At 58.2% G+C, this 25,329-nt stretch carries 22 protein-coding genes; 10 read left to right on the forward strand and 12 right to left on the reverse strand.

Translation table 11 applies throughout. The features are described 5' to 3' along the window. Positions 1-2: 2 nt before the first annotated feature. Both sepH and serC read right to left on the reverse strand, forming a co-directional pair. On the reverse strand, positions 3-878 hold the full coding sequence (gene sepH, locus MHY22_RS10140; RefSeq protein ID WP_239279180.1) for a septation protein SepH: 876 nt from the start codon (positions 876-878) through the stop codon (positions 3-5). Between the two features lie 111 nt (positions 879-989). Then, positions 990-2,108, reverse strand: a complete 1,119-nt coding sequence (gene serC / locus MHY22_RS10145) for a phosphoserine transaminase (protein WP_239279182.1) — start codon at positions 2,106-2,108, stop codon at positions 990-992. A 160-nt stretch (positions 2,109-2,268) separates the two neighbouring features. On the opposite strand from serC, the gene MHY22_RS10150 reads away from it, so the two are divergent. The 6 genes from MHY22_RS10150 to MHY22_RS10175 all read left to right on the forward strand — a co-directional run bounded on the left by MHY22_RS10150 (position 2,269) and on the right by MHY22_RS10175 (position 8,343). Continuing rightward, positions 2,269-3,561 carry a citrate synthase gene (locus MHY22_RS10150; RefSeq protein WP_239279184.1) on the forward strand — a complete coding sequence of 431 codons (1,293 nt, stop codon included), beginning with the start codon at positions 2,269-2,271 and terminating at the stop codon, positions 3,559-3,561. Between the two features lie 122 nt (positions 3,562-3,683). After that, positions 3,684-4,043 (forward strand): FKBP-type peptidyl-prolyl cis-trans isomerase, encoded by a 360-nt coding sequence (locus MHY22_RS10155; RefSeq protein WP_005323855.1) that lies wholly within the window; start codon positions 3,684-3,686, stop codon positions 4,041-4,043. A 69-nt stretch (positions 4,044-4,112) separates the two neighbouring features. Next, positions 4,113-4,976, forward strand: a complete 864-nt coding sequence (locus MHY22_RS10160) for an aldo/keto reductase (protein ID WP_198492708.1) — start codon at positions 4,113-4,115, stop codon at positions 4,974-4,976. A 290-nt stretch (positions 4,977-5,266) separates the two neighbouring features. After that, positions 5,267-5,614 carry a DUF485 domain-containing protein gene (locus tag MHY22_RS10165; protein ID WP_239279186.1) on the forward strand — a complete coding sequence of 116 codons (348 nt, stop codon included), beginning with the start codon at positions 5,267-5,269 and terminating at the stop codon, positions 5,612-5,614. Further along, a complete protein-coding gene (locus MHY22_RS10170; RefSeq protein ID WP_239279188.1) occupies positions 5,614-7,257 on the forward strand; it encodes a cation acetate symporter in 1,644 nt (547 codons plus the stop codon). The genes MHY22_RS10165 and MHY22_RS10170 overlap by 1 nt, the downstream gene beginning before the upstream one ends. A 27-nt stretch (positions 7,258-7,284) precedes the next feature. After that, positions 7,285-8,343 carry a hypothetical protein gene (locus tag MHY22_RS10175; RefSeq protein ID WP_255718257.1) on the forward strand — a complete coding sequence of 353 codons (1,059 nt, stop codon included), beginning with the start codon at positions 7,285-7,287 and terminating at the stop codon, positions 8,341-8,343. A gap of 2 nt (positions 8,344-8,345) precedes the next feature. Here MHY22_RS10175 and MHY22_RS10180 read toward each other — a convergent pair whose 3' ends face one another. From MHY22_RS10180 to MHY22_RS10190, 3 genes are all read right to left on the reverse strand, one after another. Further along, complete coding sequence (locus MHY22_RS10180; protein ID WP_239279192.1) at positions 8,346-9,338, reverse strand: DUF1906 domain-containing protein; 993 nt, start codon at positions 9,336-9,338, stop codon at positions 8,346-8,348. A 113-nt stretch (positions 9,339-9,451) separates the two neighbouring features. Then, positions 9,452-9,880, reverse strand: a complete 429-nt coding sequence (locus MHY22_RS10185) for an OsmC family protein (RefSeq protein WP_239279194.1) — start codon at positions 9,878-9,880, stop codon at positions 9,452-9,454. A 38-nt stretch (positions 9,881-9,918) separates the two neighbouring features. Then, positions 9,919-10,857, reverse strand: coding sequence for a restriction endonuclease (locus MHY22_RS10190; RefSeq protein ID WP_239279196.1), 939 nt, complete (start codon positions 10,855-10,857; stop codon positions 9,919-9,921). A 292-nt stretch (positions 10,858-11,149) separates the two neighbouring features. Here MHY22_RS10190 and MHY22_RS10195 point away from each other — a divergent pair, with 292 nt between their 5' ends. Together MHY22_RS10195 and MHY22_RS10200 are read left to right on the forward strand one after the other, a co-directional pair. After that, positions 11,150-11,584: a DUF2871 domain-containing protein gene (locus MHY22_RS10195; RefSeq protein ID WP_239279198.1), complete on the forward strand. Its 435-nt coding sequence runs from the start codon at positions 11,150-11,152 to the stop codon at positions 11,582-11,584. A 1,191-nt stretch (positions 11,585-12,775) separates the two neighbouring features. Continuing rightward, on the forward strand, positions 12,776-13,996 hold the full coding sequence (locus MHY22_RS10200; RefSeq protein ID WP_239279200.1) for a helix-turn-helix domain-containing protein: 1,221 nt from the start codon (positions 12,776-12,778) through the stop codon (positions 13,994-13,996). A gap of 28 nt (positions 13,997-14,024) precedes the next feature. Here the strand turns inward: MHY22_RS10200 and MHY22_RS10205 are convergent, their stop codons facing one another. The 5 genes from MHY22_RS10205 to MHY22_RS10225 all read right to left on the reverse strand — a co-directional run bounded on the left by MHY22_RS10205 (position 14,025) and on the right by MHY22_RS10225 (position 17,865). Beyond that, positions 14,025-14,372 carry a proline racemase gene (locus MHY22_RS10205; protein WP_239279202.1) on the reverse strand — a complete coding sequence of 116 codons (348 nt, stop codon included), beginning with the start codon at positions 14,370-14,372 and terminating at the stop codon, positions 14,025-14,027. A 185-nt stretch (positions 14,373-14,557) separates the two neighbouring features. Then, positions 14,558-15,133: a hypothetical protein gene (locus tag MHY22_RS10210; RefSeq protein ID WP_239279204.1), complete on the reverse strand. Its 576-nt coding sequence runs from the start codon at positions 15,131-15,133 to the stop codon at positions 14,558-14,560. A gap of 15 nt (positions 15,134-15,148) precedes the next feature. Then, the gene (locus MHY22_RS10215; protein WP_239279206.1) at positions 15,149-15,502 is read right to left on the reverse strand and encodes a hypothetical protein; all 354 of its coding nucleotides are present in this window, start codon (positions 15,500-15,502) and stop codon (positions 15,149-15,151) included. Positions 15,503-15,711: 209 nt separating this feature from the next. Next, complete coding sequence (locus tag MHY22_RS10220; RefSeq protein ID WP_239279208.1) at positions 15,712-17,127, reverse strand: hypothetical protein; 1,416 nt, start codon at positions 17,125-17,127, stop codon at positions 15,712-15,714. Between the two features lie 72 nt (positions 17,128-17,199). After that, a complete protein-coding gene (locus MHY22_RS10225; RefSeq protein ID WP_239279210.1) occupies positions 17,200-17,865 on the reverse strand; it encodes a DUF4145 domain-containing protein in 666 nt (221 codons plus the stop codon). A 244-nt stretch (positions 17,866-18,109) separates the two neighbouring features. Here MHY22_RS10225 and MHY22_RS10230 point away from each other — a divergent pair, with 244 nt between their 5' ends. After that, positions 18,110-18,508, forward strand: coding sequence for a hypothetical protein (locus tag MHY22_RS10230; RefSeq protein WP_239279212.1), 399 nt, complete (start codon positions 18,110-18,112; stop codon positions 18,506-18,508). A 145-nt stretch (positions 18,509-18,653) separates the two neighbouring features. Here MHY22_RS10230 and MHY22_RS10235 read toward each other — a convergent pair whose 3' ends face one another. Both MHY22_RS10235 and MHY22_RS10240 read right to left on the reverse strand, forming a co-directional pair. After that, on the reverse strand, positions 18,654-21,239 hold the full coding sequence (locus MHY22_RS10235; protein ID WP_239279213.1) for a DEAD/DEAH box helicase family protein: 2,586 nt from the start codon (positions 21,237-21,239) through the stop codon (positions 18,654-18,656). Positions 21,240-21,241: 2 nt separating this feature from the next. Then, positions 21,242-23,287: a site-specific DNA-methyltransferase gene (locus MHY22_RS10240; protein WP_239279214.1), complete on the reverse strand. Its 2,046-nt coding sequence runs from the start codon at positions 23,285-23,287 to the stop codon at positions 21,242-21,244. Between the two features lie 663 nt (positions 23,288-23,950). On the opposite strand from MHY22_RS10240, the gene MHY22_RS10245 reads away from it, so the two are divergent. Beyond that, on the forward strand, positions 23,951-24,175 hold the full coding sequence (locus MHY22_RS10245; RefSeq protein ID WP_239279215.1) for a hypothetical protein: 225 nt from the start codon (positions 23,951-23,953) through the stop codon (positions 24,173-24,175). The last annotated feature ends 1,154 nt before the right edge of the window (positions 24,176-25,329 follow it).

The following is a 25,329-nucleotide window of genomic DNA, read 5'->3' on the forward strand; positions in this document are numbered from 1 at the left end:
GATTAGTCCCTAGGGCGCTTGGTATTGGAACGAACGCCGAGCAGCACGTCCTCCCAATGCGGGGTGACGGCCTTGCGGCGGCGCTTGGCGGGCTTTTCTTCCGGCGAGGGGTTTTGCAGGAACTCCTCTTCCTCCGGCTCTTCCGGAGGGGTGGTCGGCGCGGTGAGGTCGGTGACGTTGCTGGGCTGGTCGCCGTCGATAGCTTCGTCATAGCGGCCGCTGCCCAGCGAGGTCAGCGAGCGCACCGGCTGCACGAAATCCGGGTCTGTCAGGTCGGCGGCCACCGAGTTGCGAGCCTCCACCGTGGCAGGCGAGGACATGGACTGCTTGAAGTACCACTCGGCCTCGTTCTCGGACAGGCCGGCCTTCCACGTCACGCGCACGATCCAGGCCTCGCCCTGGTGGCGGTAGGCGTCCCAGCTGGACTCGGAGAGCGAGTGTCCGCGGGCGGCAAAGGCGGTGGCCAGAACCTCCCACAGGGTGAGTTTGGCCGGTCCGTCCTCGCGGACGGGGTGTGCCTGCTTGGCAATCTCCGCGATGCGGTTGCGCTCCAGCATGACCGGGTAGGCGAAGGGCTCGATGCGAGATTCGGTCACGCCCATTTCTTCTGCCAGCTCCGCCGCGGAGGCGCCGGCGCGAATGCGGTTTTGGATCTCCGCCGGGCGGATCTTTGTCTCTTCCACCGGTTCCGGCTTGGCGGGCTTGGCCAGGCTGATGGCCGGAGCCGCCGGTTCCTCTTCGGGGGTTTCCTCCTGCTCGCCCCGCAGGGCCTCGCGCAGCTCATCGGTGATGGAGAGGAAAAACTCTTCGCCGTCTTCGGTGCGCAGCACCAAAGAGGTTTCGGTCGACTCGCTGTCAACTGGGAACAGCTCGCGCATAATAGGGCGCTCCTTTTGCCTATCGACGGCGGACATATCTGTGATGCATTCAACTATAACGTGAAAATGCCCCGCGGCCTGCGAGGCGGCGGGGCATGTTGGGGTGATGCGCTAATTCGCATCCAAGACGTAGTCGATGCACTGGGTCAGCTTGACGATATCGGCCGGATCAATAGCCGGGAACATGCCGATGCGCAGTTGGTTACGGCCCAGCTTGCGGTACGGCTCCACGTCCAGGATGCCGTTGGCGCGCAGGGTGGCGGCGAGCGCTGCGGCATCGACGGACTCGGCGAAGTCGATGGTGCCCACCACGAGAGAGCGGGACGCAGGCTCTGCGACGAAGGGAGTGGTCTCCGGGCGGGATTCGGCCCAGTTATACAGCGTGGTGGAGGATTCCGTGGTGCGCTCAACCATGCCGTCTAGGCCGCCGTTGGCGTTCATCCACTGGACCTGGTTATCCAGCATGAGCAGGGTGGCGATGGCCGGGGTGTTATAGGTCTGGTTCTTGCGCGAGTTTTCTACCGCGGTCTGCAGGTTGAGGAAGTTGGGAATATAGCGCTCGGAGGCGTTGATTTTCTCAATCCGCTCCAGCGCGGCGGGGGACATGGCGGCGAGCCACAGGCCGCCGTCGGAAGCAAAGCACTTTTGCGGCGAGAAATAGTAGACATCCGTATCGGAGGTGTGCACGGGCAGACCACCCGCGCCGGAAGTGGCGTCCACGACCACCAGCTGTTGATCATTGCGGGGGTGCGGGCGGGTGACTTCTGCCATCGCACCGGTGGAGGTTTCATTGTGTGCCCAAGCGACGACGTCCGCCTCCGCGGAGAGTTTGCGTGGGTCGGGCGCCGTGCCCACTGGGGACTCCACGATGGATGGGGCATCGAGCCAGGGTGCACCCGCGGCGGCCTTGGCAAATTTAGTGGAAAACTCGCCAAAGGTGAGGTAGGCGGAGTGGCGTTCAATGAGCCCGAAGGTGGCAGCATCCCAGAAGGCAGTAGCGCCGCCCAGAGAAAGGACAATCTCGTATCCCTCTGGCAGGGAGAAGAGATCGCTTAAACCTTCACGCACCGAACCTACGAGGTTCTTCACTGCCGGCTGGCGGTGAGAAGTGCCCATGACCGCGGGGTCAATGGCCGCAAGCTGGTCGGGGCGAACCTTGGAGGGGCCGCAGCCAAAGTGGCCGTCGGCAGGCAGGAGGTCGGTGGGCAGCGTAAGTTCTGGAGTGCTCATGCGTGCAAGTGTAGAACAGTTCCGGTCGAACGGCAGTTATTTTAGGTGACCGAAACTTGTAGGCGGCGTCACAAAGTTTGCTAAAGTGTGAAGAGGTATCAAGCTAACTTCCTTAAGTTAGTGCTTAATAATGACTCTTCACATAGAGAAAGGAACTTCCGTGGCTTCTGAAGACAACAAGGTAGTGCTCCAGTACCCAGGCGGCGAGTACGAGATGGACATCAAGCAGTCCACCGAGGGCGACTCTGGCTTTGACATCTCCAAGCTCCGTAACGAGACCGGACTCGTTACTTTCGACCCTGGTTATACCTCCACCGGTTCCACCGAGTCCAAGATCACCTTCATTAACGGTGAAGAGGGCATCCTGCGTCACCGCGGCTACGATATCGCGGACCTTGCGGAAAACGCTTCCTTTAACGAGGTTTCCTATCTGCTGATCAAGGGTCATCTGCCTAACGAGGAGGAGCTCGGCCACTTTAACCGCGAAATCCGCCACCACACCCTGTTGGATGAGGACTTCAAGGCCGCGTTCAATATCTTCCCGCGCAACGCGCACCCAATGGCCGTGCTGGCTTCCTCCCTTAACATTCTTTCCGCGTACTACCAGGATCAGCTCAACCCGCTCGACCCGGAGCAGCTGGATAAGGCCACCGTCCGCCTGCTGGCTAAGGTTCCAATGCTGGCTGCGTATGCTTACCGTGCTTCCCAGGGCAAGCCTTATATGTACCCGGATAATAGCCTGAACGCCCGCGAGAACTTCCTGCGCATGATGTTCGGCTACCCCACCGAGGAGTACGAGGTGGACCCGGTTGTAGCTAAGGCCCTGGATAAGCTGCTTATCCTCCACGCTGACCACGAGCAGAACTGCTCCACCTCCACCGTGCGCATGATTGGTTCCGCTCAGGCCAATATGTTCGTCTCCATCGCCGGCGGCATTAACGCCCTGTCCGGTCCGCTGCACGGCGGTGCAAACCAGGCCGTTCTGGAGATGCTGGAAGATATCCAGAACAACCACGATGGTGACGCTACTGACTTCATGAACCGCGTGAAGAATAAGGAAAAGGGCGTTCGCCTCATGGGCTTTGGCCACCGCGTGTACAAGAACTACGACCCGCGCGCGGCCATCGTCAAGGACACCGCCCACGAGATCATCGAGCACTTGGGCGGCGACCCAATGCTGGATCTGGCCATGAAGCTGGAAGATATTGCGCTGAATGACGATTACTTCGTCTCCCGCAAGCTCTACCCGAACGTGGACTTCTATACCGGCCTGATCTACCGCGCCATGGGCTTCCCGACGGACTTCTTCACCGTCCTCTTCGCCATCGGCCGCCTGCCGGGCTGGATTGCACAGTACCGCGAGCAGCTGGAGATCAACACCAAGATCAACCGTCCGCGCCAGATTTACACCGGCGAGTCCCTGCGTAAGGTCACCCCGCGTAGCGAGCGTTAAAGCGCTCTGCGGTCTGCCTAATTAAGCCGAATCGGGTGGTAGCACCTATAATAGGTGCAGCTCGGTTCGGTTTTTAATGCGACCGCACGAACAAACTAGATTTCCCAAGGAGAATAATCCCCATGGATAAGCCTGTTATTGAAGCCCAGTCTGGCCCAGCGCCGACCGACCTTGTTGTAGAAGACATCGTCGTCGGCGACGGTGCTGAGGCGCAGCCTGGTGCCGTAGTGGAGGTCCACTACGTCGGCGCTGAATACGAGACCAACCAAGAATTCGATTCCTCGTGGGACCGTGGCCAGTCCATCGAGTTCCCGCTGACCGGTCTCATTGCCGGCTGGCAAGAGGGCATCCCGGGAATGAAGGTGGGCGGTCGCCGCAAGCTCATCATCCCACCGGAAAAGGCCTACGGCCCCGCAGGTGGTGCGCACCCGTTGTCCGGCCGTACCTTGGTCTTTATTATTGACCTCATCCGCGCCGACTAAAAGCGCTCAGCCCCAGGGTTCGCCCTGGGGTGTCGTCGTTTTCGGCGCGGCTGAAAAAACTGCGGCACAATGGAGGGCATGACTGTGCCAACCGTAACTTTCAATGATGACCGCGAAATGCCCCAGCTGGGCTTGGGTACGTACAAGCTATATGACGAGGAGTGCATCCGCGTCATTCGCGAGGCCATCGATTTGGGCTACCGCCACTTCGATACCGCCACGCTCTACAAGAACGAAGAGGCGGTAGGCACCGCCCTGAAGCAGGCTATGGATGCCGGCGATGTCACTCGCGATGAGCTCTTTATTACCTCCAAGGTGTGGCACTCCCACCAGGGTGAGCACAAGGTGGAAGAAGCATTCCAGCAGTCGCTAAAGGATCTGCAGCTGGACTACCTCGACCTGTACCTCATTCACTGGCCGTGGCCGCAGGGTGGCCTGTACAACGAGACCTTTGAGGCTATCGCCCGCCTGCAGGGTATGGGTCAGATTGCGTCCATCGGTGTGGCCAATTTCTACGAAGACGTGCTCAAGGACCTCATTTCCACCACCGGCATTTCTCCGGTGCTCAACCAGGTGGAGATCCACCCGGGCTTTACCCAGTCCAGCCTGCGCGCCTTCCATCACGATAATGACATCGTCACCGAGGCATGGGCCCCGCTGGCACGTGGCGTTGTGCTCAACAACCCCGCAATCGAGCAGGCTGCTGCTGACCACGAGGCCACCGAGGGACAGGTAGTACTGTCGTACCTCATGTCCAAGGACATCTCCGTCATTCCGAAGTCCGCGCGCACCGAGCGCTTGAAGGAAAACTTGGCCGCCACCGAGCTGGAGCTCACGGCGGAGGAAGTATCCGCCATTGACGCCCTGGAGGGCCAGGAGGGCTTTGGCCGCATGTTCAATGACCCACGCGAATTCCCAGGCAACGAAGAGTAACGTCAACCGCAGATGAAGCCCCCTCATGGGGGCTTTTTCTTTTGCCAAGCGGCTGTTAACAATCTTTACAGGGGGTAGAAAATTCTTCCCGCGGGGGTAGTTTGCTAAAGATGTTATTCCAGTTCAGTGAAGCCTATGGGGTTGAAAGGGTGGGGGAGTGGAAGGTTTTCTTGGCAGAGTTTACAACCTTGCAGAAAATGTTCTGTAACTTACAGGACAACGCTGATAGTGAGCAGTGACACACTATCTCGTGTGACCTAAGTTCCTCTCACCCAAGGAGACGATGCTCTATGAGTGACGTAGCTGCAACTCCTGTCTCGCGCCGCGAACCCACCGGTAGCGAGTTCATCGCGATGCGCGACTCCGCCAAATTCGGCGAGCTGCGCCGCACCTACCGGAGTTTTACCTTCCCTATGACCGTGGCCTTCTTCGTGTGGTACGTGGTCTACGTTCTTGCCGCCGTGTTCGCCCCTGACTTCATGGCAACCGAGCTCGGCGGCGGCTGGAACATCGGCCTAGTCTTCGGCCTTGCCCAGTTCCTCACCACCTTCATCATCACGTGGATTTACGTGAAGTACGCCAATAAGAATATCGAGCCGAAGTCGGCCGCCATCCGTGAAGAACTGGAGGGCATCTAATGACTACCACCACCCTTGCCGCCGAGTCTTCCGCCGGCAACCCCATCCTGAATATTTCCATCTTCGCCATCTTCCTCATCGTCACCATGGCGGTGGTGCTGCGCGCCGGCAAAACCACCAAGGAAGCCTCGGACTTCTACACCGGTGGCGGCAGCTTCTCCGGACGCCAGAACGGCCTGGCGATCTCCGGTGACTACCTCTCCGCCGCATCCTTCCTAGGTATCGTCGGCGCGGTGGCGCTCAACGGCTACGACGGCTTCTTGTACTCGGTGGGCTTCTTCGTCGCCTGGCTGGTAGCACTCATGCTCGTCGCCGAGCCCATGCGTAACGTCGGCCGCTTTACCATGGCGGACGTCCTATCCTTCCGCCTGAAGCAGAAGCCCGTGCGCGTGGCGGCGTCCATCGCCACCCTTTTTGTCACGCTTTTCTACCTCATCGCGCAGATGGCCGGCGCCGGCTCGCTGGTGGCCGTGCTGCTGGATATCCACGACTTCAAGTGGCAGGCTCTCGTCGTGGGCATTGTGGGCGTGCTCATGATTGTCTACGTCCTGGTCGGCGGCATGAAGGGCACCACCTACGTGCAGATGATTAAGGCCGTGCTTCTGGTCGCCGGCGTGGTCATCATGTGTTTCTTGGTCTTCATTGCCCTGCGCGGCGGCTTTAGCACCCTGTTTAATAACGCCATCGACATGCACGCCGCCTCTGAGCAGATTAAAGAGAAGGGCTACGAGGCCAAGGACATCATGGCCCCGGGCCTGAAGTACGGCGCCACCACTGCCACCAAGCTGGACTTTATCTCCCTGGGCATTTCCCTGGTGCTCGGCGTGGGTGGCCTGCCGCACGTGCTGATGCGCTTTTACACCGTGCCTACCGCTACTGAGGCGCGCCGCTCCGTTACCTGGGCGATCGTTATTATTGGTGCTTTCTACCTCATGACCCTGGTCCTGGGCTACGGCGCAGCTGCACTGGTCGGGCCGGACCGCATCCTCGCCGCGCCGGGCGGGGCCAATGCTGCGGCACCGCTACTCGCAATGGAGATCGGCGGCTCCATCTTCATGGCGATTATTTCCGCCGTGGCCTTCGCCACCGTGCTCGCCGTGGTGGCTGGCCTGGCCATTACCGCCTCTGCGTCCATCGCGCACGATATCTACCACGCGGTTATCCGCAACGGCGAGTCCACCGAGGCTGAGCAGGTCCGCGTCTCCCAGACCACCGTGGTGATCCTTGGCATCGTCTCCATCATCTTGGGCATCCTGGCCATGACCCAGAACGTGGCCTTCCTGGTCTCCCTGGCGTTTGCGGTGGCGGCCTCCGCCAACCTGCCGACCATCCTGTACTCCCTGTACTGGCGCCGCTTCAACACCGCGGGCGCGGTGGCCTCCATGTACACCGGCGTGGTGTCCTGCCTGGTGCTCATCTTCTTCTCCCCGGCAGTCTCCGGTTCTGAGAGCTCCATGTTCCCAGGTGCGGACTGGGCCATCTTCCCGCTTTCCTCGCCGGGCTTGGTCTCCATTCCGCTGTCCTTCTTTGTCGGCTGGTTGGTCTCCATTATGACCCAGCCGGACAACTTTGAGGAGCTTTCCGCAGAGATGGAGGTTCGCTCGCTTACTGGCGTGGGCGTGGAGGCACCCGTGCAGCATTAATTGCTTGAAAAGTGCACAGACCCGGTAATGTGGTTGGACGTGCTTAGAACGTCCGTGACCCGCAAGGCGGCATCAGTTAAGGCTGGTGCCGCTTTGGCCGTATGCATGCTCGCCTTGACCACCACCGCGTGCAGCAATAGCGAGCGCGAAAGCGACGCGCTTGCCGACGCCCCTTTAAAAGCAACAGACACCAACCGCGACGTCCCACCGGAAACCAATGAGTTCCTCGAGGGCGATGAGGGTCATTCAATTACCTACATCCGCCTGCACGATGGCATGCATATGGGCTCTGCCTCGGAGCACGAGGCCCGCCCGGCGCTAAGCCTTATCAAGCTCTATATCGCCACCTACGTAATGGAAAAGGGCGAGTACGAGGACAAATACGAGGCACTGGATATGATCGCTAGCTCCTCTGATAAGTCCGCCGAAAACCTCTTTGATAAATACCCGGATTCCATCGACACGATTGCGGATGAATTCAATCTCGAATCCACCAAGGCCGGCGAGCAGTGGGGCTACTCGCAAACCTCCACGTATGACGTCGCCAGCTTCATCTCGCAGCTCATCGACCGCGATGAAACCCACCCGGTGCTCGTAGCCATGGCGCATGCTGATCCCATCTCGGAAGATGGCTACCGCCAGGATTATGGCACCGCCAAGCTCTCCAACGTGGTGGGCAGCAAGTGGGGCTGGTCCAATGACAAGTCCATTAATTCCTCGGTCTCCTTTGGTGAGAACTTCGTCGCCGCCGCCTCCATTACCGGCTCCTCCGATGACCTCACCGACTACGTCAAGGACGAGGTGACCGGCAAGAATCTGGGCAAGGCCACCGAGCGCTTCCTTAAGTACAAAGACGGCGAGGACGTTCCACCGATCGAGACCTCCACTTCAGAGACCCCCACCACGTCCTCCAACAAGAAGGACAAGGACGAGAAGTCCGGCAAGGGCAAGAAGGATAAGACCTCGTCGAAGGAGCCCACCAGCGAATCCACTACGTCCAAAAAGAAGGACAAAGGCAGCTCCGATAAGAAGTCCACAGATAAAAAGAAAAGCTCAGAGAAAACCTCCGAGCCTTCCAAGAAGTAGTACTACCGCGCCTTAGAGACCGTTTCTGCGACGATCTTCGCTAGCTGACGAATCTGATCGTTGCTCAACGTCTTGCCATTAAAGTTCACGCCATTGGCGGTGACCTGGGGCAGTTCCGGTAGCTCCGGGTGCTTGCTCTGTAGCTGCGAACTCAGCTGATTGACCAGGTCGGACGAGCCATTGCTTGGGGCCTTGGTCTGCGGCTGCGGCTTTGGCTGTGGTTTCTTGGTGGTCGGCTTCTTTGCCGGTGCAGGTGCCGCGGACTTGCCTGGCGTCCACTGTCCCCAGTCTTCGGCATAGACCTCATTGACGTCAACGATGACGCCTCCAATGGTCTGCTGCTTGCCGTGCGGCAGCTGGTGAATAGTGGTGCGCGGGTGAATCTTGCCGTTGGAACCCCAGTCATGCATCCAGAAGTACTTGCCGATGCCATCCTGTATCGCCCACTCGATGGTGTTGTAGTTGCCGTAGATGCCCGTCTGGTAGCCGGCCAGCTCTAGCGTCTTGGAGAATGCCTGCAGGTATGGGCGGATTTGGCGGGTGTACTGCTCGCGGGTGGGGTTATCGTCGATCGCGATGTAGATCGGGCGGTTGGTAGGACCGCCTGCCTTCTTGTGTAGCGCAATCGCCTTTGGCGCGTGGATTGCTGCACCAGCTGCGCCCTGCTTCCAATCGGCAGTTTCCGCACGGCCGAATTGGTATACCGACGCAGTGGGCAGGCCTGCTGCTGCATTGGCCTTAGTCTCCTTGAGGGTTACCGGCTTGCCGGTCATCCACGCGGCGCCGGGGCGCTTGTCGGAGACGTAGCGAATCGCGCCCATATGACCGGCATTCTTAATTGCCTGCGGGGAAGGTACGCCGGCGGAAAAATCAATGATGGTGCCGCGCACCGGTCCGAGCGCCGCTGCACTCGGTGCGGCAGCGCCGATAGCGCCTGCGGTCAGGGCGAGAGCGCCAGCCTTAAAAAGGCCGCGACGGGAGAAAGATGGTGACATGTTGAGCTCCTGCAGTAATCACATCTGTCACAGTAGTTAACAACTGCACCATAGCAAGATGTTTGGAATTATCCCCGCAGTGAAACCGCATGTCGCGCTCTTACTTCGGAAAGCTATTTTGATTCGTTGCTGAACGTAACCCGCGTGGGGTTCTCAACCGTGCGCGATACCGTGCAGTCCTTTTCATGGGAGATGCGAATCAGGTTGTCCACCAGTTTGCGGGCTTGGTTTCCCTCCGGCGTATCCGGGAACGACAGATCGAAGCCCACACGCACCTCCGAGAGACGCGATGCTCCATTTTCGCTTACGCGGTCACCTTCCACGTGCACATCAAAAGATTCTGGCTCCGCGCGCCGGGACGTCACGACGTCCACGTCCACCGCGGAACACCCCGCGACCGCAGCGAGTAAAAGTTCAACAGGGGAGAGGCGCCCCTCACCACTGCCAAATTCAATGCTGGCTCCCGCGGAATTGGTAGCTCGGTATTGGGCGGTGTCGATGCGGGTGAGGTCTATGGTGTACTGCTTGGAAACTCTGGTCATCGGTAGCCAGCGCCTTCAGTTGGTGGAGTGAAACTTAGTTATTCGAATTTGTCGAACCATTTAGGATCAACCGTGGGTCGAAGTTTGACGCCTGATTCCCCATCTGCTCGGATTAGTTCTGCAAGGCGGTCGCCACTAATTAGATCTACCGTCGGTACGGTTGAGGTGGCCGCTTTTCGAGCTGGATCGGTAAACCTGCTAAGGGTAACGAGAATGGCGCGTTCAGCACCTTTTGTCTGAGCATCGCGTTGGAAGAGGGCGACGGTTTCTCGACCAATCGGTTTACCTTCTGGTGCATATCGCTTAATTTGAACAGCAACACGGGAGGAGAGGACGGGGCTTAAAGGCGCTGTACCAATTGCATCGACTCCCTCGTCCCCGGAACCTCCAGTGTGTTGTAATTGAAGCCCTTGCCGGCGCAGCAAATATATGATGAATTTTTCAAAACCCTCGGGCGGGAGCTGGTGAAGGCGTTCAAGCAGCTGACTTTTCCAGTCGCTTTCTTTTTCTTCTTCATTAGAGTCCGAAAGAATATCTTCGTCTGGTACGTCTTCTCTAACCGGAGCTACATTTTGTTCTTCTAGTTTCTTTTGCTTTCGCTTCGCACGAGAAGCCTGACGGTCGAGATCTTTAACCTTGATAAGTGCGTCTCTGTCTGAAAGCTTGAGTATCTGCTCGCCGATTTCTGTAAGTAGGTACATTCCCTGCGTAGGCTGTTCAAGCGCGCCGACGCGTTTCGCAGTTGAGCGGCCCCAAGCAATACGACTCATCAATACTGAATCCTTAGGGCGATTCGGGAAGGCAATTTGGAGGAGAGATTCGGCTTCGGGAAGAATCTCAAGGACGGTTTCATTAACCTCGTTGGTCTTTCCAGAACCTCCGAGCTCATTAACCGCTTTCAGGATTGGGACTACTAGATCTTGGTGGGTGGGCATACCTTGATCGGTAAATGAAATATTGTGGTCGAGAGAATCCATAGAGTTCATTATTTCAGAAGCACGGAGTAAAACTCGGGGTTGCTGACTTTTGAGGATGAGCTTGCTAAAGGTAATTGGTGAAACTGGGCGGCCCCTTAGGTTCGATGTCGGTGAATAAAAGGCAGTGGAGCGCGTCGCTATTTTCAATTATCGGAATGATCAACCGACTGGTTGATTGCAGCTTCAACCAGCCCTGTGATTCAAAACGGCGACGAATGTAGAAAGATGAGTCCTTAGAGTATTTATTTCATTGCTAATCCGGCCGTGGCAGCGGTTGGGAAGGAGAATGACCATGAAAGCTTTGTATTGGGCATCGATTTTCTACCTCGTGCTGGGCTTGGGCGCTGGCGTGTTCTACCGAGAATTCACGCGTGCCAATGATTTCCCTGCGGGTGAGTTCACTCAGCTCAGCGTGGCGCACACTCACTTGCTAGCACTAGGTTTCATGATGAGCCTTATCTTCTTGGTATTGGAGAAGGTCTTTGGTCTGTCGCGCAGCCGCGGTCAGTTCAACGCGTTCTTCTGGCTCTATAACGTCGGTGTGGTCGTTACCGTTGGTGTCTTGATCTGGCACGGATGTCTGACCGTACTAGGGGAGGAGTCCTCTGCAATGATTTCTGGTATCGCTGGTCTTGGACACATTCTCATCACGGTGGGTCTAATTGCATTCATTGGAGCGCTTGGCAATGCCATTAGCGAGACCCAAGAAGCAAAGTCTCGGCAGTAGCAGATAGCTAACGATGAACGAGGCTGCCGCTGAAACTGAGGCAGCACCTACACGGTGAGAACGGATAAACCAGTGCTTCCCGCCGTCAGCCAAGGAGTTATCACTTTGGATGGTGCCACCGTTGGTGGGGCAGCAGCCTCCCCGCGGTGTTCCTAGTAGGAATGTGGCTGTATACGTACAAAATCACCGCTACCTGAACTGTCAGCGTTCGTGGCATTGTGCTCTAGGGTGTGACTGGATCTTGGACATCGATACTCAGTGGTTTTCGGCATTGAAGGGAGGAATGCTGAAAGAAAGCCACGTGGGGCCGGGCGCTGGTGCTCTTAGCGCTTTCAGAGGCGTTTCTAGGCGCGTTGCCAGCACAGAACAAGATGTGGCGGGCGCAGCTACGGTGCTTAATGTGCGCAGTTGGACCACAATCTTCTTGGATAGTTTCCCTGCCCCGTAGAGCATCCATGTCTTTCCAGATGCTTGATTTTGGGTTTCTGGGCCAGCTGAAAACGAAAACCTCGAGACACCAAGCGGAACGTTGTCTCGAGACTTTCGGGACATTCAATAAACTCCCCAACCTCTAGACTCGCCGCCACTCCCACGGCGGTTTACACATTTTCCACCGCTTCCTTACACACCCCGCAACGACCCCCGCCCCGGAAACCGGCCCGAGTCTCGAAGCGAAACCCGTACCGACCCTCGTGCCGCCCACCGCCTCGACGACCGAACCGAACCCCGCCCCGGAAACCCCGACACGCACCCCGCCTCGAAGCCCGTACCGCTAACCGCTGCGACTAGCCTGCTGTAATCCAATAGGCGTCCCGCTCACCGCTTTTTACCGCATACTCCCGACCCAGCACCCCGTCTCGTTTGCCAGGGCGGGCGGGCGTGTCGCGGCCGTGTGCGCCGCGTTTGCCGACCCGAGGTTCGTCTCGGTGTCCGGTGGGGTTCGCTTCGGGGCCGTTGTGGTATTCGACCTGGTTGCCGGACCGGGCACGTCCTCACGCTTCGGAGTCCGACACGTTTGCCGGAACGGTTGCTGACTCGGAAGCGGGGTCCGGTTCGGGGTCGGTTCGGGGCGCGTTGCGGGTGGGCGGTTCTCGTTACGAGGGTCGGGGCGGGGTGAGGAGACGTTGAACGTCCTGCTTGACCGTTGCTTGTGAGATAGAACCGCCGAAACCGCTTGGTACAATGACACCTATGTTCACCGCTTTGCACTCCGCGCTTGGAATGGCGTCCACCGACGAGTTCACAAACGAGATGCTCGACCGACTGGTCGAGGAGCGAACTGCGGAGCGGCAGGATCTCGACTTCAAAGAGAAGATCGACAGCAAGCCAACTCGGCCTGAGAGCGACGTGAAGAAAGACTTGTGTGCTATGGCGAATAGTGGTGGCGGCGTCATTCTCTACGGCGTGGGTGAGCTTCCCGACATGAAAGACCACGCCGGTAAAAGGGTTAGTGCCGGCGAGTACTCCTCTGGACTTGAGCAGTCGTATTTGACTGTTGCCACCGCCTATATTTCGCCGCCGCTGCGGGGCGTGGAGTTCCACCGGGTCGAGCACCCCGAACACGAAGCGTTCGTCGTCGTGGTGCCGGCCAGTCGGCAAGTGCCGCATATGTACTTCACCGAAAAGAAAAACGCCACGGCGCTCGCTGCGCCTACTCGTAACGGGAGTCACTCCGATTGGTTGAGTGAGCCTGAGATTGCAAACTTGTACCGGCTGCGTTTTCAACGGGAAGAAGCCTCGTCTCGTGAAGTAGACGAGGTGTATAGCAAGGTGGCCGCGAAGCGGTCTAGTGACGGCTTTTGGGGTGTCGGTGTTGCGGTGCCAACGTACCCGGCAAGAAACGGTGACGTTACTGAGCGTGACGCGACTGTGGCAAGGTTTGCCGCTTATGACGACCCGCTGCGCCTGGAATACAACGGGTCGGTGTCTCCGGCGACTGCCTCGAATTACCGCAAGGGTTTGAAGTGTTGGACGTTTTCGGGAAAGCAGTACGACACGCAAGAACTTTTGGCCTATGTCGAGCTGCACGAAAACGGGGTTGTCACCGTCCTGTCGCGGCTGGACAAGGTGACGTTCTCGACGGGCGACCAGATTGTGCCCACGCATGCGTTTGCGTGCTTGGCGGGCGACCTTTTGGCGCTCATTCGCCACTACGGAGGTGTCACCGGCAACACCGACTACACCGTGCGTTGCAGCGTTGAGTGGGACCAAGACAAGCCGCTGGTGTTGTGGCAGCCGAAAGACATGAGGTACTTCTCCGAAGACCCGCTGCCTTTAGAGTCGTTTAGCTCGGTCGAGGCGGAGGTAAGTGTCACCGCGAATGTTCCGCTCATTGACACCGCAAGGTCGCTGGTGCGGGACTGCTTGAACCAGGCAGGCGTGGAGCAGCTTCCGGTGTGGAGGCAGCAGTAAGGCTTATGCGCCTGGCTGAGCCGGCCTGCTAGAACTGCGGGTTTTTCTTCCGCTGGTAGGCGGCGGTGTCCACCGTTTCGACAACCGTGCCGGTGGAGTCTACGACGCGCAATTCGGTGACCATTTCGCGCAGGTAGACGGACTGCTTATTCGTCCAGCCGAGCTCAGTGGCGTAGAAGTCGCCGAGCGAGTCGGAGTAGCCCTCGTTCAGTGAGTTCCAGGTGTGTATGTCAACGAACTTCTCGGGCTCGATGGTCACCGTGAGTACACCGTCGCTGTGGGCGACGTCGGTGACGACCTTGGCGCGGACAACGCCTGCTTCGGCGCGCTCGTTCAGCCAGTCTCGAATAAAGGTGTCGGGGGCGGGGAAAGACATTCTGTGCTCCTCGGTTGGTTGGGTTGTGTTGGAAGGGACAATACCGAGGATAGCGGTGGGTCCGACACGGGTGCGGAAGTATCGACTACATGTTCTACTCGCTGGCCGGTCACCGACAGGGGCAGTTTGCCGAAAATCGCCACGGTGAACCTTTCGCTCACCGTGGCGGGTTTCTCGCTGCATTTCTACACGGGGTAGACCGTACGAATTGTCCTACTCAACTGCGCCGGCACACCTTCGCCCCGGAACGACTGGGTAATGCGACGAGCCTCCTCAAAGTCGTTGCAGCGAGCGAGGAAGTCTATGCCCACTGCGGTCCAGACTTCCCAGGTGTCTTGGCTAAAGATTGCGTCCAGGAGCTCGTGGGGCGCGTCCTCCTTCGGTGCGTCGGCGGCCGCCAGTTCTTTCGGGTCGAACTTGTCTGTGTCCACGAGGTTGTCCCGCTCGGAGTACGTCAGATGATGCGGGTTCGCATCGGCCTCCAGGGTGAGCATTCTGTTGTCCTGGTCGGAGTATTTGACCAGAGTGGTGAGGAACTTCATGGCCTGGAACATGTCGAGCGGAACGTGCTCACCGTCAGCGTCGACAATTCTCACGCTGTCGGAGTGGCGCCGAAGAAACCGGTCCATTGTGACCAGTTCTTCCCAGTTGAAGAACACGTCGAGCGAGAGCAACACCTCCTTGGGCGTGCGTGGGGTCGTGGGTTTCTTTTCTTCGGTGCAGCGGTTTGGTGTCGCTGCGTTCGAGTTGTGGTGGGTCATTGAAAGTAGCCTGCTTTACCTCAAAACGTCGCCCACTAAGCCAGGGGCGGGCAGTTCGGTGCAGGTTAGGACGTCTCTTTTAAACCGCGGGTCGCTGTCGGACTCAATACGGTCCCAGCGGACTAAGTACGCCGCGGCCTTTTCACCACGGACAAGGCGCTCGCCCACCTCCTTGAGCACGAGCGCCGCCGACCAGTGGGCGGACAGAATCCGAAAGTCCCCGTCCCGCACCTTGACGCGGACCGCGGTGTAAGGGTACGGGGCGGAAAGAGAGTGGATTTTCTTGGCGTAGAAGGCGTCCGAGGCGGCTTCGTGCAACCACGCCGAACTACGCTCGCCACCGCCGTTTTCATGTCGTTGTGCAGTCATGGACGGGCATTGTGTCGTCGCAAGAGACGAACCGCTACAGCGGGGGTAAGCGCCTTGTCCGAATTCGGGACATCGTGGTCAATGTCGGTGCAACCTCTCCCGGGTCAGTACCTCACTCCCAGATCTCGTAACGCTATCCCGCGCCGGACCCCGTCTCGACCCCCACAACGCCTGCCGTCCCGGAACCCAGCCCTCGCGACAGACCAGCGTCACCACTGACTTTCGTCCTCCGGCAACCGCTGCTCGAATGCCGCAATAAGTTCTCGGTTCTCGTGCTCGTCAAACGGGACGGCCATAGGCAAGTCGGTCTCACCCAGAGCGCAGGTCTTGGTCAGCCTTTCCTTGCACCAATTGAGCCACTCTTCGGCTTCTGGAACGCCTTCGAGCGCTTCGAGGTACTCCTCAATTGCCTGCCGCTCTTTCCAGGCCTCGACGCGCCGGAGAAGTACTTTGTAGCGTTCACCCTCCCTGTGGTGGAGACGGGCGAGCTCCGTGGCCTTGTCGAGTCGGCGCTGCCGGCGCTCAGCCTCAATGCGGTCTCGCTCTTCCACTAATGCGTACCACTGTTCTCTGCGGTGAACGTCGGCAAAGAAGTCCCCGAGCACCGAGCTCAGCCGGGTCGGCTTCGAGGGGGTGTCGTTGCGCCTAGTAAAGCCGACAGTGAGCGACACCAGTCCTGTGCCTTCTTTGACGTAGTACTTCGGCATTGCTTTGCCCTTGTTGTACGACCAGCGCAGCGAGTCCTCGTAGGCTTTGACCTTTTTCTTCGTCGGCGGCCGCTCGACGTTGTTTTCCCGTTCGCTGACCCACACCTCATACGAGCGGTAGTCGGTGTCGAGTGTGACTTTGTCCAGTACCTTCTTGCCCTTGTGGTCCTCGGTGTCGTGTGCCGTCACGCTCCACCCGCGGGCTTGTGCCTCGGTAATAACGACGTGCAAAAGCAACCTAGCACGCTGCTTCGTCTCTGCGCTGTACCACTTGGAGGTTCGCAGAAGCCTGTTGATAGCCGGGTGGAATTTGCGGACTTCAACTTCGCCCTGCAAAACTGGCCCTGGGTCTGGTGACACCCACTCGTCCGTGTCGAGTAGCGCAGCGGTCACCGTCACGGGGGAGTTGAAGTGCCACGAGTCGGAACTCCGATTGAGCTTGAACTCTTTGCCGTTCGGAACAAGGTCTTTCCGCGGTCCCTTGACCCACTTTTCTACGGGGGCCCACTCTGCTCTCGCCGCGTCGCGGTTTTCTACGCGCCTGACCACCCACCCACGCTGAGAGGCGACCAAGTCTTCGAGCAAGTCGGTCACGCGCGCGTCGAGTGCTACTTCGCTCGCATGTGGGGGCTCTGGCGGGGCATAGGTCGGCGGGACGACCACCGTCTCGGGCGCCGTACCGCGTTTTCGTTTCGGTCTCCGGAGCGGCTCTTTCCCCGCCAGCACCCGCTTGCCGCGCTCGGTGACTGTTGCTTGCCACGTTTTGCCGTGGCCTTTGACCTTGACTAGCTCGTGTCCTTCGAGTGTGCGGGCGGTGGTTTTGTACGTCGAAGGCACCTCTGGGTCGGTGGGGCACCCGTCGACGACCCACTGCAAAACGGTGCGTTGGCGCGGGGTGAGTTCTTTCGCAGCTGGCATGGGTTTATTGTCGCCGGTCGGAACGGGGCGCGCAGCGGTTAGCAGGGCGGGTGTCGTTTCGGGGGACTACCCTCAAGGCTCGTTTTCGGCCCTTGCGTTTCCCTCAAACTCAAAGGCCATGCGAAGAATCATCCGGGTGAACTCGATGGCCTTCAGCGCGGTGGATTGCCTCACGGATTTCAGTTCGTGAGTGGCGGCATTGCCCCAGAGTCGAATGCTGTCAGCCCAACTGTCCTTGATTCGCTTGGTGAGAATTCCCTCCTTCACCAAGAAATTCACGCACTCTTCGAACTTCGGTGCCCAGCCCTTGTCGTTTTTCTCTGGTAGACCGCAACGGACAGCAGTAGCGAAAACTATCTTGCGGCACATGAGCACCGCGCTGGTGTTGGCTCCAACAGAGTATGTGAGGTTCGCTTCCTCCCACATTTCCGCAACGTCACCAGGTAGGTTCTCGATAGGTTGCTGATGCGTCCGTGGCGGGTAGATCTCCTCGCCGCCACCCTCCCGAAAGATGCTGATTGAAGCTCCGCAGCAATCTTGGCAGACCATCCAGCGGTACCCGGTTTCAACGAAGTTGCGCCTGTCGGTGGCCCAGGCGATGTTGACCGTCTTTCCTTCTCCGCACACCGGGCAGGTGATAGCTCCCGACTGAGCTCTATCGTCAGTAAACCTAAATCGTTGATGTCCTTGGTTAAGGTCCAGTTCAAGCAGGGCAAAATCTCTGTAGCCGAGCATCATTCTCCTTCGAAACGGGGATCGACACGTTAAGTGTAATAGCCGCCGCGACGTGCCTCGTTTTCTTTCGAACACCCCGTCGACTCTGTCAGGCTAAAAAGCAGACTCGTCCCGCGATTCAGTACGTATTTCGGTACGGTTCGATACGTTTGCTCCTCTCGTTCTTCGGTCATTACCGCCGTCGGACAACGCGAACGTGGTGCTACCCTTTGAACCACATCCACTAGAGAGAGGAAGTCGCTTCGAAATGAACACACCCAATGAGGACATCCAGCGCATCGCGGACGCAGCGCGGAACTCATCCGAAGCGGAACTCACCGCCGCGAGAGTCGAGGTGGGAACCGAAGCGTTGACCGTCACGTGGCAGTTCACGGGCGAGCCGTTTTTGGGCTACTCCACGTTTGGTCTTTACACCGACACGCATACGTTCAACGCCAAGTTTGATGGTTTTGAGCGAGATACAATGTCGTTGGCGTTGAGGGCGACGGGGGCAACCATGTGCGTTGACTTCCGCCACGGGTACTCCGAGACGGAGTTCTGGGTCGTGATTCCTTACGTTGAATGGGACCCGTCAGACAAACAAGCAGTGCTGGAGTTGAACGTCAACGGCGTTATGAGGGGCACGCTGTCGGGCATCGTTCTCTAGCTGATGTGATCATCTAAACACGGATGACGGCTACACTCGTCCAGACACGGAGCCTTCACTTTAGAGCGGGCTGATAGTGAACCCTGCCTCACAAAGCGAGAAGCCGGACCGCAGGTACGTTCTACGGTCCGGCGTTTGCGCACTACTACAACTTCGGCATCCGCTCCGTCACCGAACCGGCAACCAAATCGGCCCACGAGTCGGAAGATGCAATGTCGTCCTCGTAGGCGATGAGGTAGCCCCAGGTCTGATCCTCGTACTCCGGCATGCCTACGAGCTGGCGCACCACGCGCTCGGCGGCTGCTCGCTTGGCCTGGACGCGCTCGTCGTCGCGTCCGCGGTTCTCCTTGGCCTCGACAATCCAGTGGGTGCCGTCCTTGTCGAAGACTACAAAATCTGGAACGTACGAGTTGTGCGGGGTGTAGGCAACCCGCGCGCCCTCGTGGGCGTAGATCCGCTTCCACCACACCACGTTCGGGTCGAGGTCGAGTAGTGCCGCAAGGCGGTACTCGCCGGTAAACGAGTCGAAGCGTGCAGCTTCGAACAGGCCTTTCTTCCAGGTGCCGTAGTACTCCGCGGTGTTAAAACCTGCCTTACCCGCGGACTTTTCCTGCCGGTCGAGCAGGTCCAGCACCTTCTTGTCGAGGTCGAGCACGAACGAGTCGTCAATCGGGAGGGTAACCGGGTGGATGGACACCGTGGTTCCAGTCTGGGCGTTCGCCTTTCTGGACTCCTCGACAACGAGCTCACGCAAGTGTCGGGCCGCGGACTCCTTGGCCTTCTCCGTCCACTGCTCGATCTTCGTCGCTTCCATGAATGCCGGCACGATGCGGCGCTTGAGTTGGCTCGTGTTCTCTGTCGTTGCGGCAACCGCACCGGACCCCATGACGCGGCGGATGAGTTCGGCGGCGACTTGGGAAGGAGTCTGTTTGAAACTCGGCACGGCGGAGCGGTCGTCGTTGTTGAGTTCGATTTTGTTGCCCTCGTCTGCCACACCGATCTTCGTGCGAGCCAAGTACTCGTCAGTGTCGGTGACCTTGTCCGCCCGTTCAACAATGACGGAGTTCGGGATGTCAACCAGCTCGAACTGCTTCTTCGTCTTCGTCATAGTCGAAGACGGGAAGTCGAAGGTGGTGCCAGCAAACTTCTCGTTGACGTGAACAACGACTGGTGTGAATATCTCAACGCCCTTCGCAACGTCATCTTCGTCGGTGAGTGCTCGTGTGCCCACAGTGCGGTCAACTGCTGGGGTGGCAGGACCGTTACCAGGGGTGCGAGAGTCTTCGCCTGGCTGCACCGTGGTGCCAGTCTCTCCGGTGTCAGCAGAGGAGCCACCCGTAACACCGGTGCCGTGTCCACTACCAGAGCCAACCTGCGGCGGGTTGGTCGTGCCAGGAGGGGTGATGATCTCCTTGTCGTCGCCTTCTCGCACTGCGTACTCGATGCCGAACTGCTTGAGTACGTTCTCGCTTTCCAACAGCTTGACGAAGGACTCGTGCGACAGAATGTCTAATTCGTCAATGGCAGGCACCTTAGTCAACGCCCCGAACGGCAGGCGAAGGCCTCGGCCCATGACCTGCTGGGTGAGTACCTCAGAGCCCATTGTGCGAAGCGTACACATCACCGCAATGCGCTTCGTGTCCCAGCCTTCACGCAGCTTGTTGACCGAGACGATCACCCGAACCGGGGAATTGTCCGTGTCGAGGTAGCGCAAGAACGACTGGGTGGTGTTGTCGTTGTGCTCGTTGTCCACCTGAAGCACCGCCAGCGGGTCATTGACGAACCCTGGGCCGCGCAGGCGCTCGGCAACCTCGGTGGCGTGAGGGACGCCAGAGCAGACCACGAACAGCAGCGGTTTGGTCTGCTTGCCGTTCGGGTGGGCTGCCCTGTAGTTCGCGTACGCTTCTTCCTTGATAGTCAGAAGCGACAATGCGTCTTGGAGCTGGCGGTCTTCCGAGTCGTAACCCGATTCGCGGTAGACCAGCACCGGTTGTTTGACGTAGCCGTCCTGGATAGCCCGCCACAGCGGGTAGCGGTAGACAACGTCGTCGCTCTTGTCCGGTGAGGCCGTAAGCCCCACAGTTACGGCGGGTTTCAGCGAAGTCAGCGACTTGCGGAAGGTCTTCGCGGTGGAGCCGAACAGGTGAGACTCGTCGGCGATAATAACGAGATCTTCCGTGTCGATCAACCGTTGCGCCAGCGCGCCGGAGTCCTCCTGGAACTTCCATGTCTTGCGGCGCGCCGCTTCGTCTCCCGTTGCGACGTTCTTACCGCCGTCTTTCGGTGGAAAAAGTTGCTGAACATTGAAAACGTACAGCGTAGACACACCTTTGCCCACAAATAGGTCAGATGCGACGTTATCGACTCGTAGGTTCGACACGTCCCCCGGAGTCACAAGCCGAGGCGGAACGTCGAAGCCGCCAATGTAGCGGTGCGAGCCTTCGGTGAAGTCGAGAACGGTCTTGTCCTGCACGACCTTCGTCGGCGTGACCACCATGACGTTGGGGTGTCCCTGACGGCGCAGGTACTCGATAAACGCTGCCATGACGTAGGTCTTGCCAGCACCCGTAGCGAGGTTGAGCACCAGTGGTTCTAGAGCGTCGTAGTTGCCCTCCTCGATCCGCTTCACCAAGTCGGCAAGCGCTTCGGCGTTCGGTGTGCGAAGGTCGAACTTGGCGGTTAACTCTGCAACCAGATTCTCGTCAAAGGAGAGGTTCAATTTCTGTGTCATGGTTACTTCTCCTCCTCGGCTGTGTCGGAGTACGGGAAGATCTCGAGCGGGACGTGAACGACTCGCGAGCCGTTCTTGAACGACCGGACGTGTTCGCGGGCAAAGCTGTCAACCACGGTCGCGGCGAACAGGACGGCATGGCCTTCGGGGAGGTGAGCCATGGTTTCGTCAACCTTCTCCTCGTCTAGGACACCTTCGACCACGACCAAGCGGTCGCGGCCGTGTTTGCCGTCAAAGTGCAAGTCTTCGGGAGTGAGTGCAAAGCGAAGTTGGGCGGCTATGGAACGCACGAGCAACTCGCCGGTGGCGAGCTCGGTCAACGTGGTCAAAGCTACCTCGGGGTCGTAGTCGAAGCAGGCCGGCTCAAGGTGGGCGACTCTAAAACCACCGCCGCCTCGCCAGTTGACTACGCCCTTGACTGACGTGGTCTTGGTCATGGCCTTGAGTTGCTTGACCGCGGGGTTCTTTTTGAGCTCGTCGTCGTTCTTGATGGTTTTATTCAGCAGAGACGTGAACTTCTGCGCTTCCTCCGGGGTAAGACCTTCCGGCAAGCCGTCTTCGGTAGCGTCAGCTCGCTCTTCTTTCTGGAGGGTAATGCCGCCCTGGTCTTCGTTATTTACGACCTTCTCCAAGCGCGGGCGGGTGAAGCGGTTAAAGGTATCCTCCACGAGCTCGCACGTCACCCAGCGCCTTCCCATTTTCTGGGCGACCGCTGCGGTGGTTCCCGAACCGGCGAACACATCGAGGACGAGGTCTCCGGGGTTCGTGGCTATGTGGATGATGCGCTCGAGGAGGCGTTCGGGTTTAGGGGTGGCGAATGCCGCGGTCTCCGGAAAAAGTGCTTGGATCTCCTTGTTTGCGGCGTCAGTGTGTCCTACTTCGGAATGGGATAGAAAGTTAACAGGTGTTCGTCCTGGCATATCGGCCAGGTATGATTTCCGATTGAAACCCTTGCCGCGGCGGGAAATTGTGTAGACCGGCCAAGGTCCAGAGTCGAGAATTTCTTCTGCGCGCAACCAGTCTTCCTTACCCCAATCAGGAATAACGAGAGGCTTTACGTCATCTCTGAACTCAACACCCGACTTAAGCACTGCTTTTCTTCCTCTTACTTCGTCCTCCGTGTTCTCTCCGAACTCGTAGCGGCCCCAACCGCGCATGATTTCGAGCATGCGGCTCGCCGAGAACCGCCAGCAACTTCCTTTTGAGGGGTAAATCATATCGCCGGTTATTGGGTGCTGAATACCGAATGTAGAGGGGTGCTGCCTTCGGCCCGCTGTTGGAGCATTTGCATTATCCGACTTCCACGGGCCGCGAGGGTCACCGTCGGGGTTCGAATATCGCGCGTCCATCTCCGCCGTCCGTGGAAGGCGGCGGGGGGCGAACCTGCCCTTCGAATACACCAGAATCACGTCGGTCACGGCGGGAACGCCCTTAGAATCATTGCGGGGTGAATATGTCTTTTGCCACACAACTTCGGACTCAAAATTCTCCGCCCCAAACACCTCATCGAGGAGTAAACGCATCCGGTGGTTCTCCACGTCGTCAAGGTGAACCCAGATCGAGCCGTCCGCGCTGAGCAAATCCCGCAGGTGCAGCAACCGGTCTCGCATCATGGTGAGCCAAACGGAGTGCTCCAGGTTGTCCTCGTAGTTCGCGAAGGTCTGCGCCGTATTAAACGGCGGGTCAATGTAGATGCATTTGACCTTTCCAACGTACTTCTCGCACCACTCCGGCACCCGCGTCAGTGCTTCCAACACGTCGCCAGACTCGCCCAGAATGAGCAGGTTGTCAGTTTGCGGCTCCAAGTCTGCCCGTTCGGAGTAGGTGGTGCCGTCCTCCTTGTCAGTCCTCGTTCCGGTTACCGTCTCGTCAACCGTTAAAACCCTCGTCTCGCAATACCGCGGGTCGCGTGGGTCAACCCAGGTGTAGCCATAGAGGCCCTGCTCGGTGGGAATGAGCGCCTTGTCCTTATTCGTCCAGGTCAGCTCAAGGCGTTGTTGTCTACCCAACTGTATCTCCTTAGCGTTATTCGCGTGGGGTTTCGTCACTTATTAGAGTAGCTGGGGGGCACGACAGAGACCAGAGAAAAAGGCTTTCGGAGCGAACTTGCTTTCGAGTAGCACACTACCGTTGCTTTTGGACCCCGACACCTAAGGCAGGCGTATTGTAACGCCCCTAGTGTGCAGCGTCGAGGGCTGCAATGAGTTCGCACTTTTCTACACTCGAATAAAGCCGGCGTGGTGCTAAACGTACCCTGGTGACATATACCACGGATCCGGCTTGCGGCTTCTGGAACCGCTTACGAAGCCTAGGAAGTATCTGTTTATCCGCTGCACCTCCTGCGGCTTCGAGGGGCACTACCGCTTCGAATACGCTTTACAAACCGTTGGTCGGTACGGAGAAGGCTTGCTGAGCATGCTACTAGCCAGGGGGGGTGTGAGCAGTGTGCACGACTGCACTAAGACTCGTCCCTAGAATCTGTTGAGCGCACCAAGACCGCAGTAGGAGAAAGAGTACACCTATATCGGTCCGCTCATAGGTCCGTGCTTGGAAAACGACCTGCACAAAGTGAAGTGCAGTCCCTGCACGGAATTATTTTTGCAGAGCTAGTGGACGATATTGCTAGGGGCTGCATCGGTATGAAGTTCAACAAGACAGTAAGGGCAGGAAGCCCGAAAGCCTCCTGCCCTAAAGTTTGCTAGCGGCGCACTGTGACACTGAAGAACCCCGCCGAGGACGTCGTGAAGTTCCTTCAGCATGGTCCGGCATTTTTGACTGCGGGGTGGCGCAATGAAAACGGCCGCCGCAACATCATTGAGTCTCGCAACACCATGTTGAAAATGGCTTTTACCAAGGTGCCGGTGACGATGCTACGCGCCTTAGGCGCGGTGGGCCGACAAAAATGCTGTGCACGGCTATTGTCCATGGTGAGGTGAACCTTGATATGCTTGACGCTGTTTCGTGGTCATGTCCACACACTGGACGGAAACCGACTCCGCCTGCCCCGTGGGGTGGTCGCAAGTCACATTGAGCAATGGAAGCTGGTCGACAACGCGCCACCGAAGGCGGCGTTACAACCGGAGGCCACTGGCAAAGACCTTGAATTTCGAGGAGTTCACGTCGAGTGTCCTACAGGCCGTGCAGCGACGCCGAGTTTCCAAGCAAACCGGCCGGTTTTCGTCGTTTCGGAGATATATTCGCCAAAAGTTGACGAATTTTGAAAACCCGGTTTTACCTAGAAGGACTTTCCCGAAATGAAAGGGAGAGCTCACCGAAAGCCTTCCCTTCACATGGTGCCCCAGAGTGTGTCTGAGTTCATGACATATTTGACAGTCTATGTCTGAGGGAATCTTCGTGATGCTTGACAGATTAGCCGCGACATATTTGATGCTTAGGGCTACCTTACCGTGTCGGGTGATGCTTGACTGGTGAGTCGGGACATGTTTGACACTATGAACAGTCCTAACCGCAATATGGCCATCGTCAAAGCCGTACGCCATCAAGGTCGCAATCCAGTGGCGTCGAAATAAAGTGCGGCCATTCAGGACTTAAGGCACCTTCTAAAGCCCGAGAGGGAAATGACTCCGCCCATCACGCATAGGTGTTCTTTACGGCGTCTTGGTACCGCTGCTTGGAACAGATTGTCCTGGCAGTGCCCGCCTGATCGAAGAAACCGGCACCCCAGAACAAAAAGCAACTGGAATGCCGGTTTGTCAACGATGTCGCGACACATCTGTCAAGCATGTCGCGACTCATGACAATGGTGCCCCAGAGTGTGTCTGGTTCCTAGACATCGTTCCGCATGTCCTATGAGATCGTTCCGGCTTGTCCTGCGGGAATGTCTCATTACATCGATCCGGCAGCACGATTTTGGGCGAGAGTGCCCCGCGGGGGTGAACGGGCATGTCTCGAGACATAGTTCCGCCATGCTGAAGAAGTGGAGAACAACTCGAAACCCGCCCCTAAAATGAGCGTGATGCTCCTATGTTGTGTCAAGCTGATTTGAGAAGTTCTTCATAAGCCAACCTCAACTCCGGCAAAGGGCGCTTGCCGGTTTCGATATCACTGATTCTCGCCGGGGCACACCCGA

The sequence above is a fragment of the Corynebacterium sp. ACRPO genome (genome assembly GCF_022347205.1).
Classification (GTDB): Bacteria; Actinomycetota; Actinomycetes; order Mycobacteriales; family Mycobacteriaceae; genus Corynebacterium.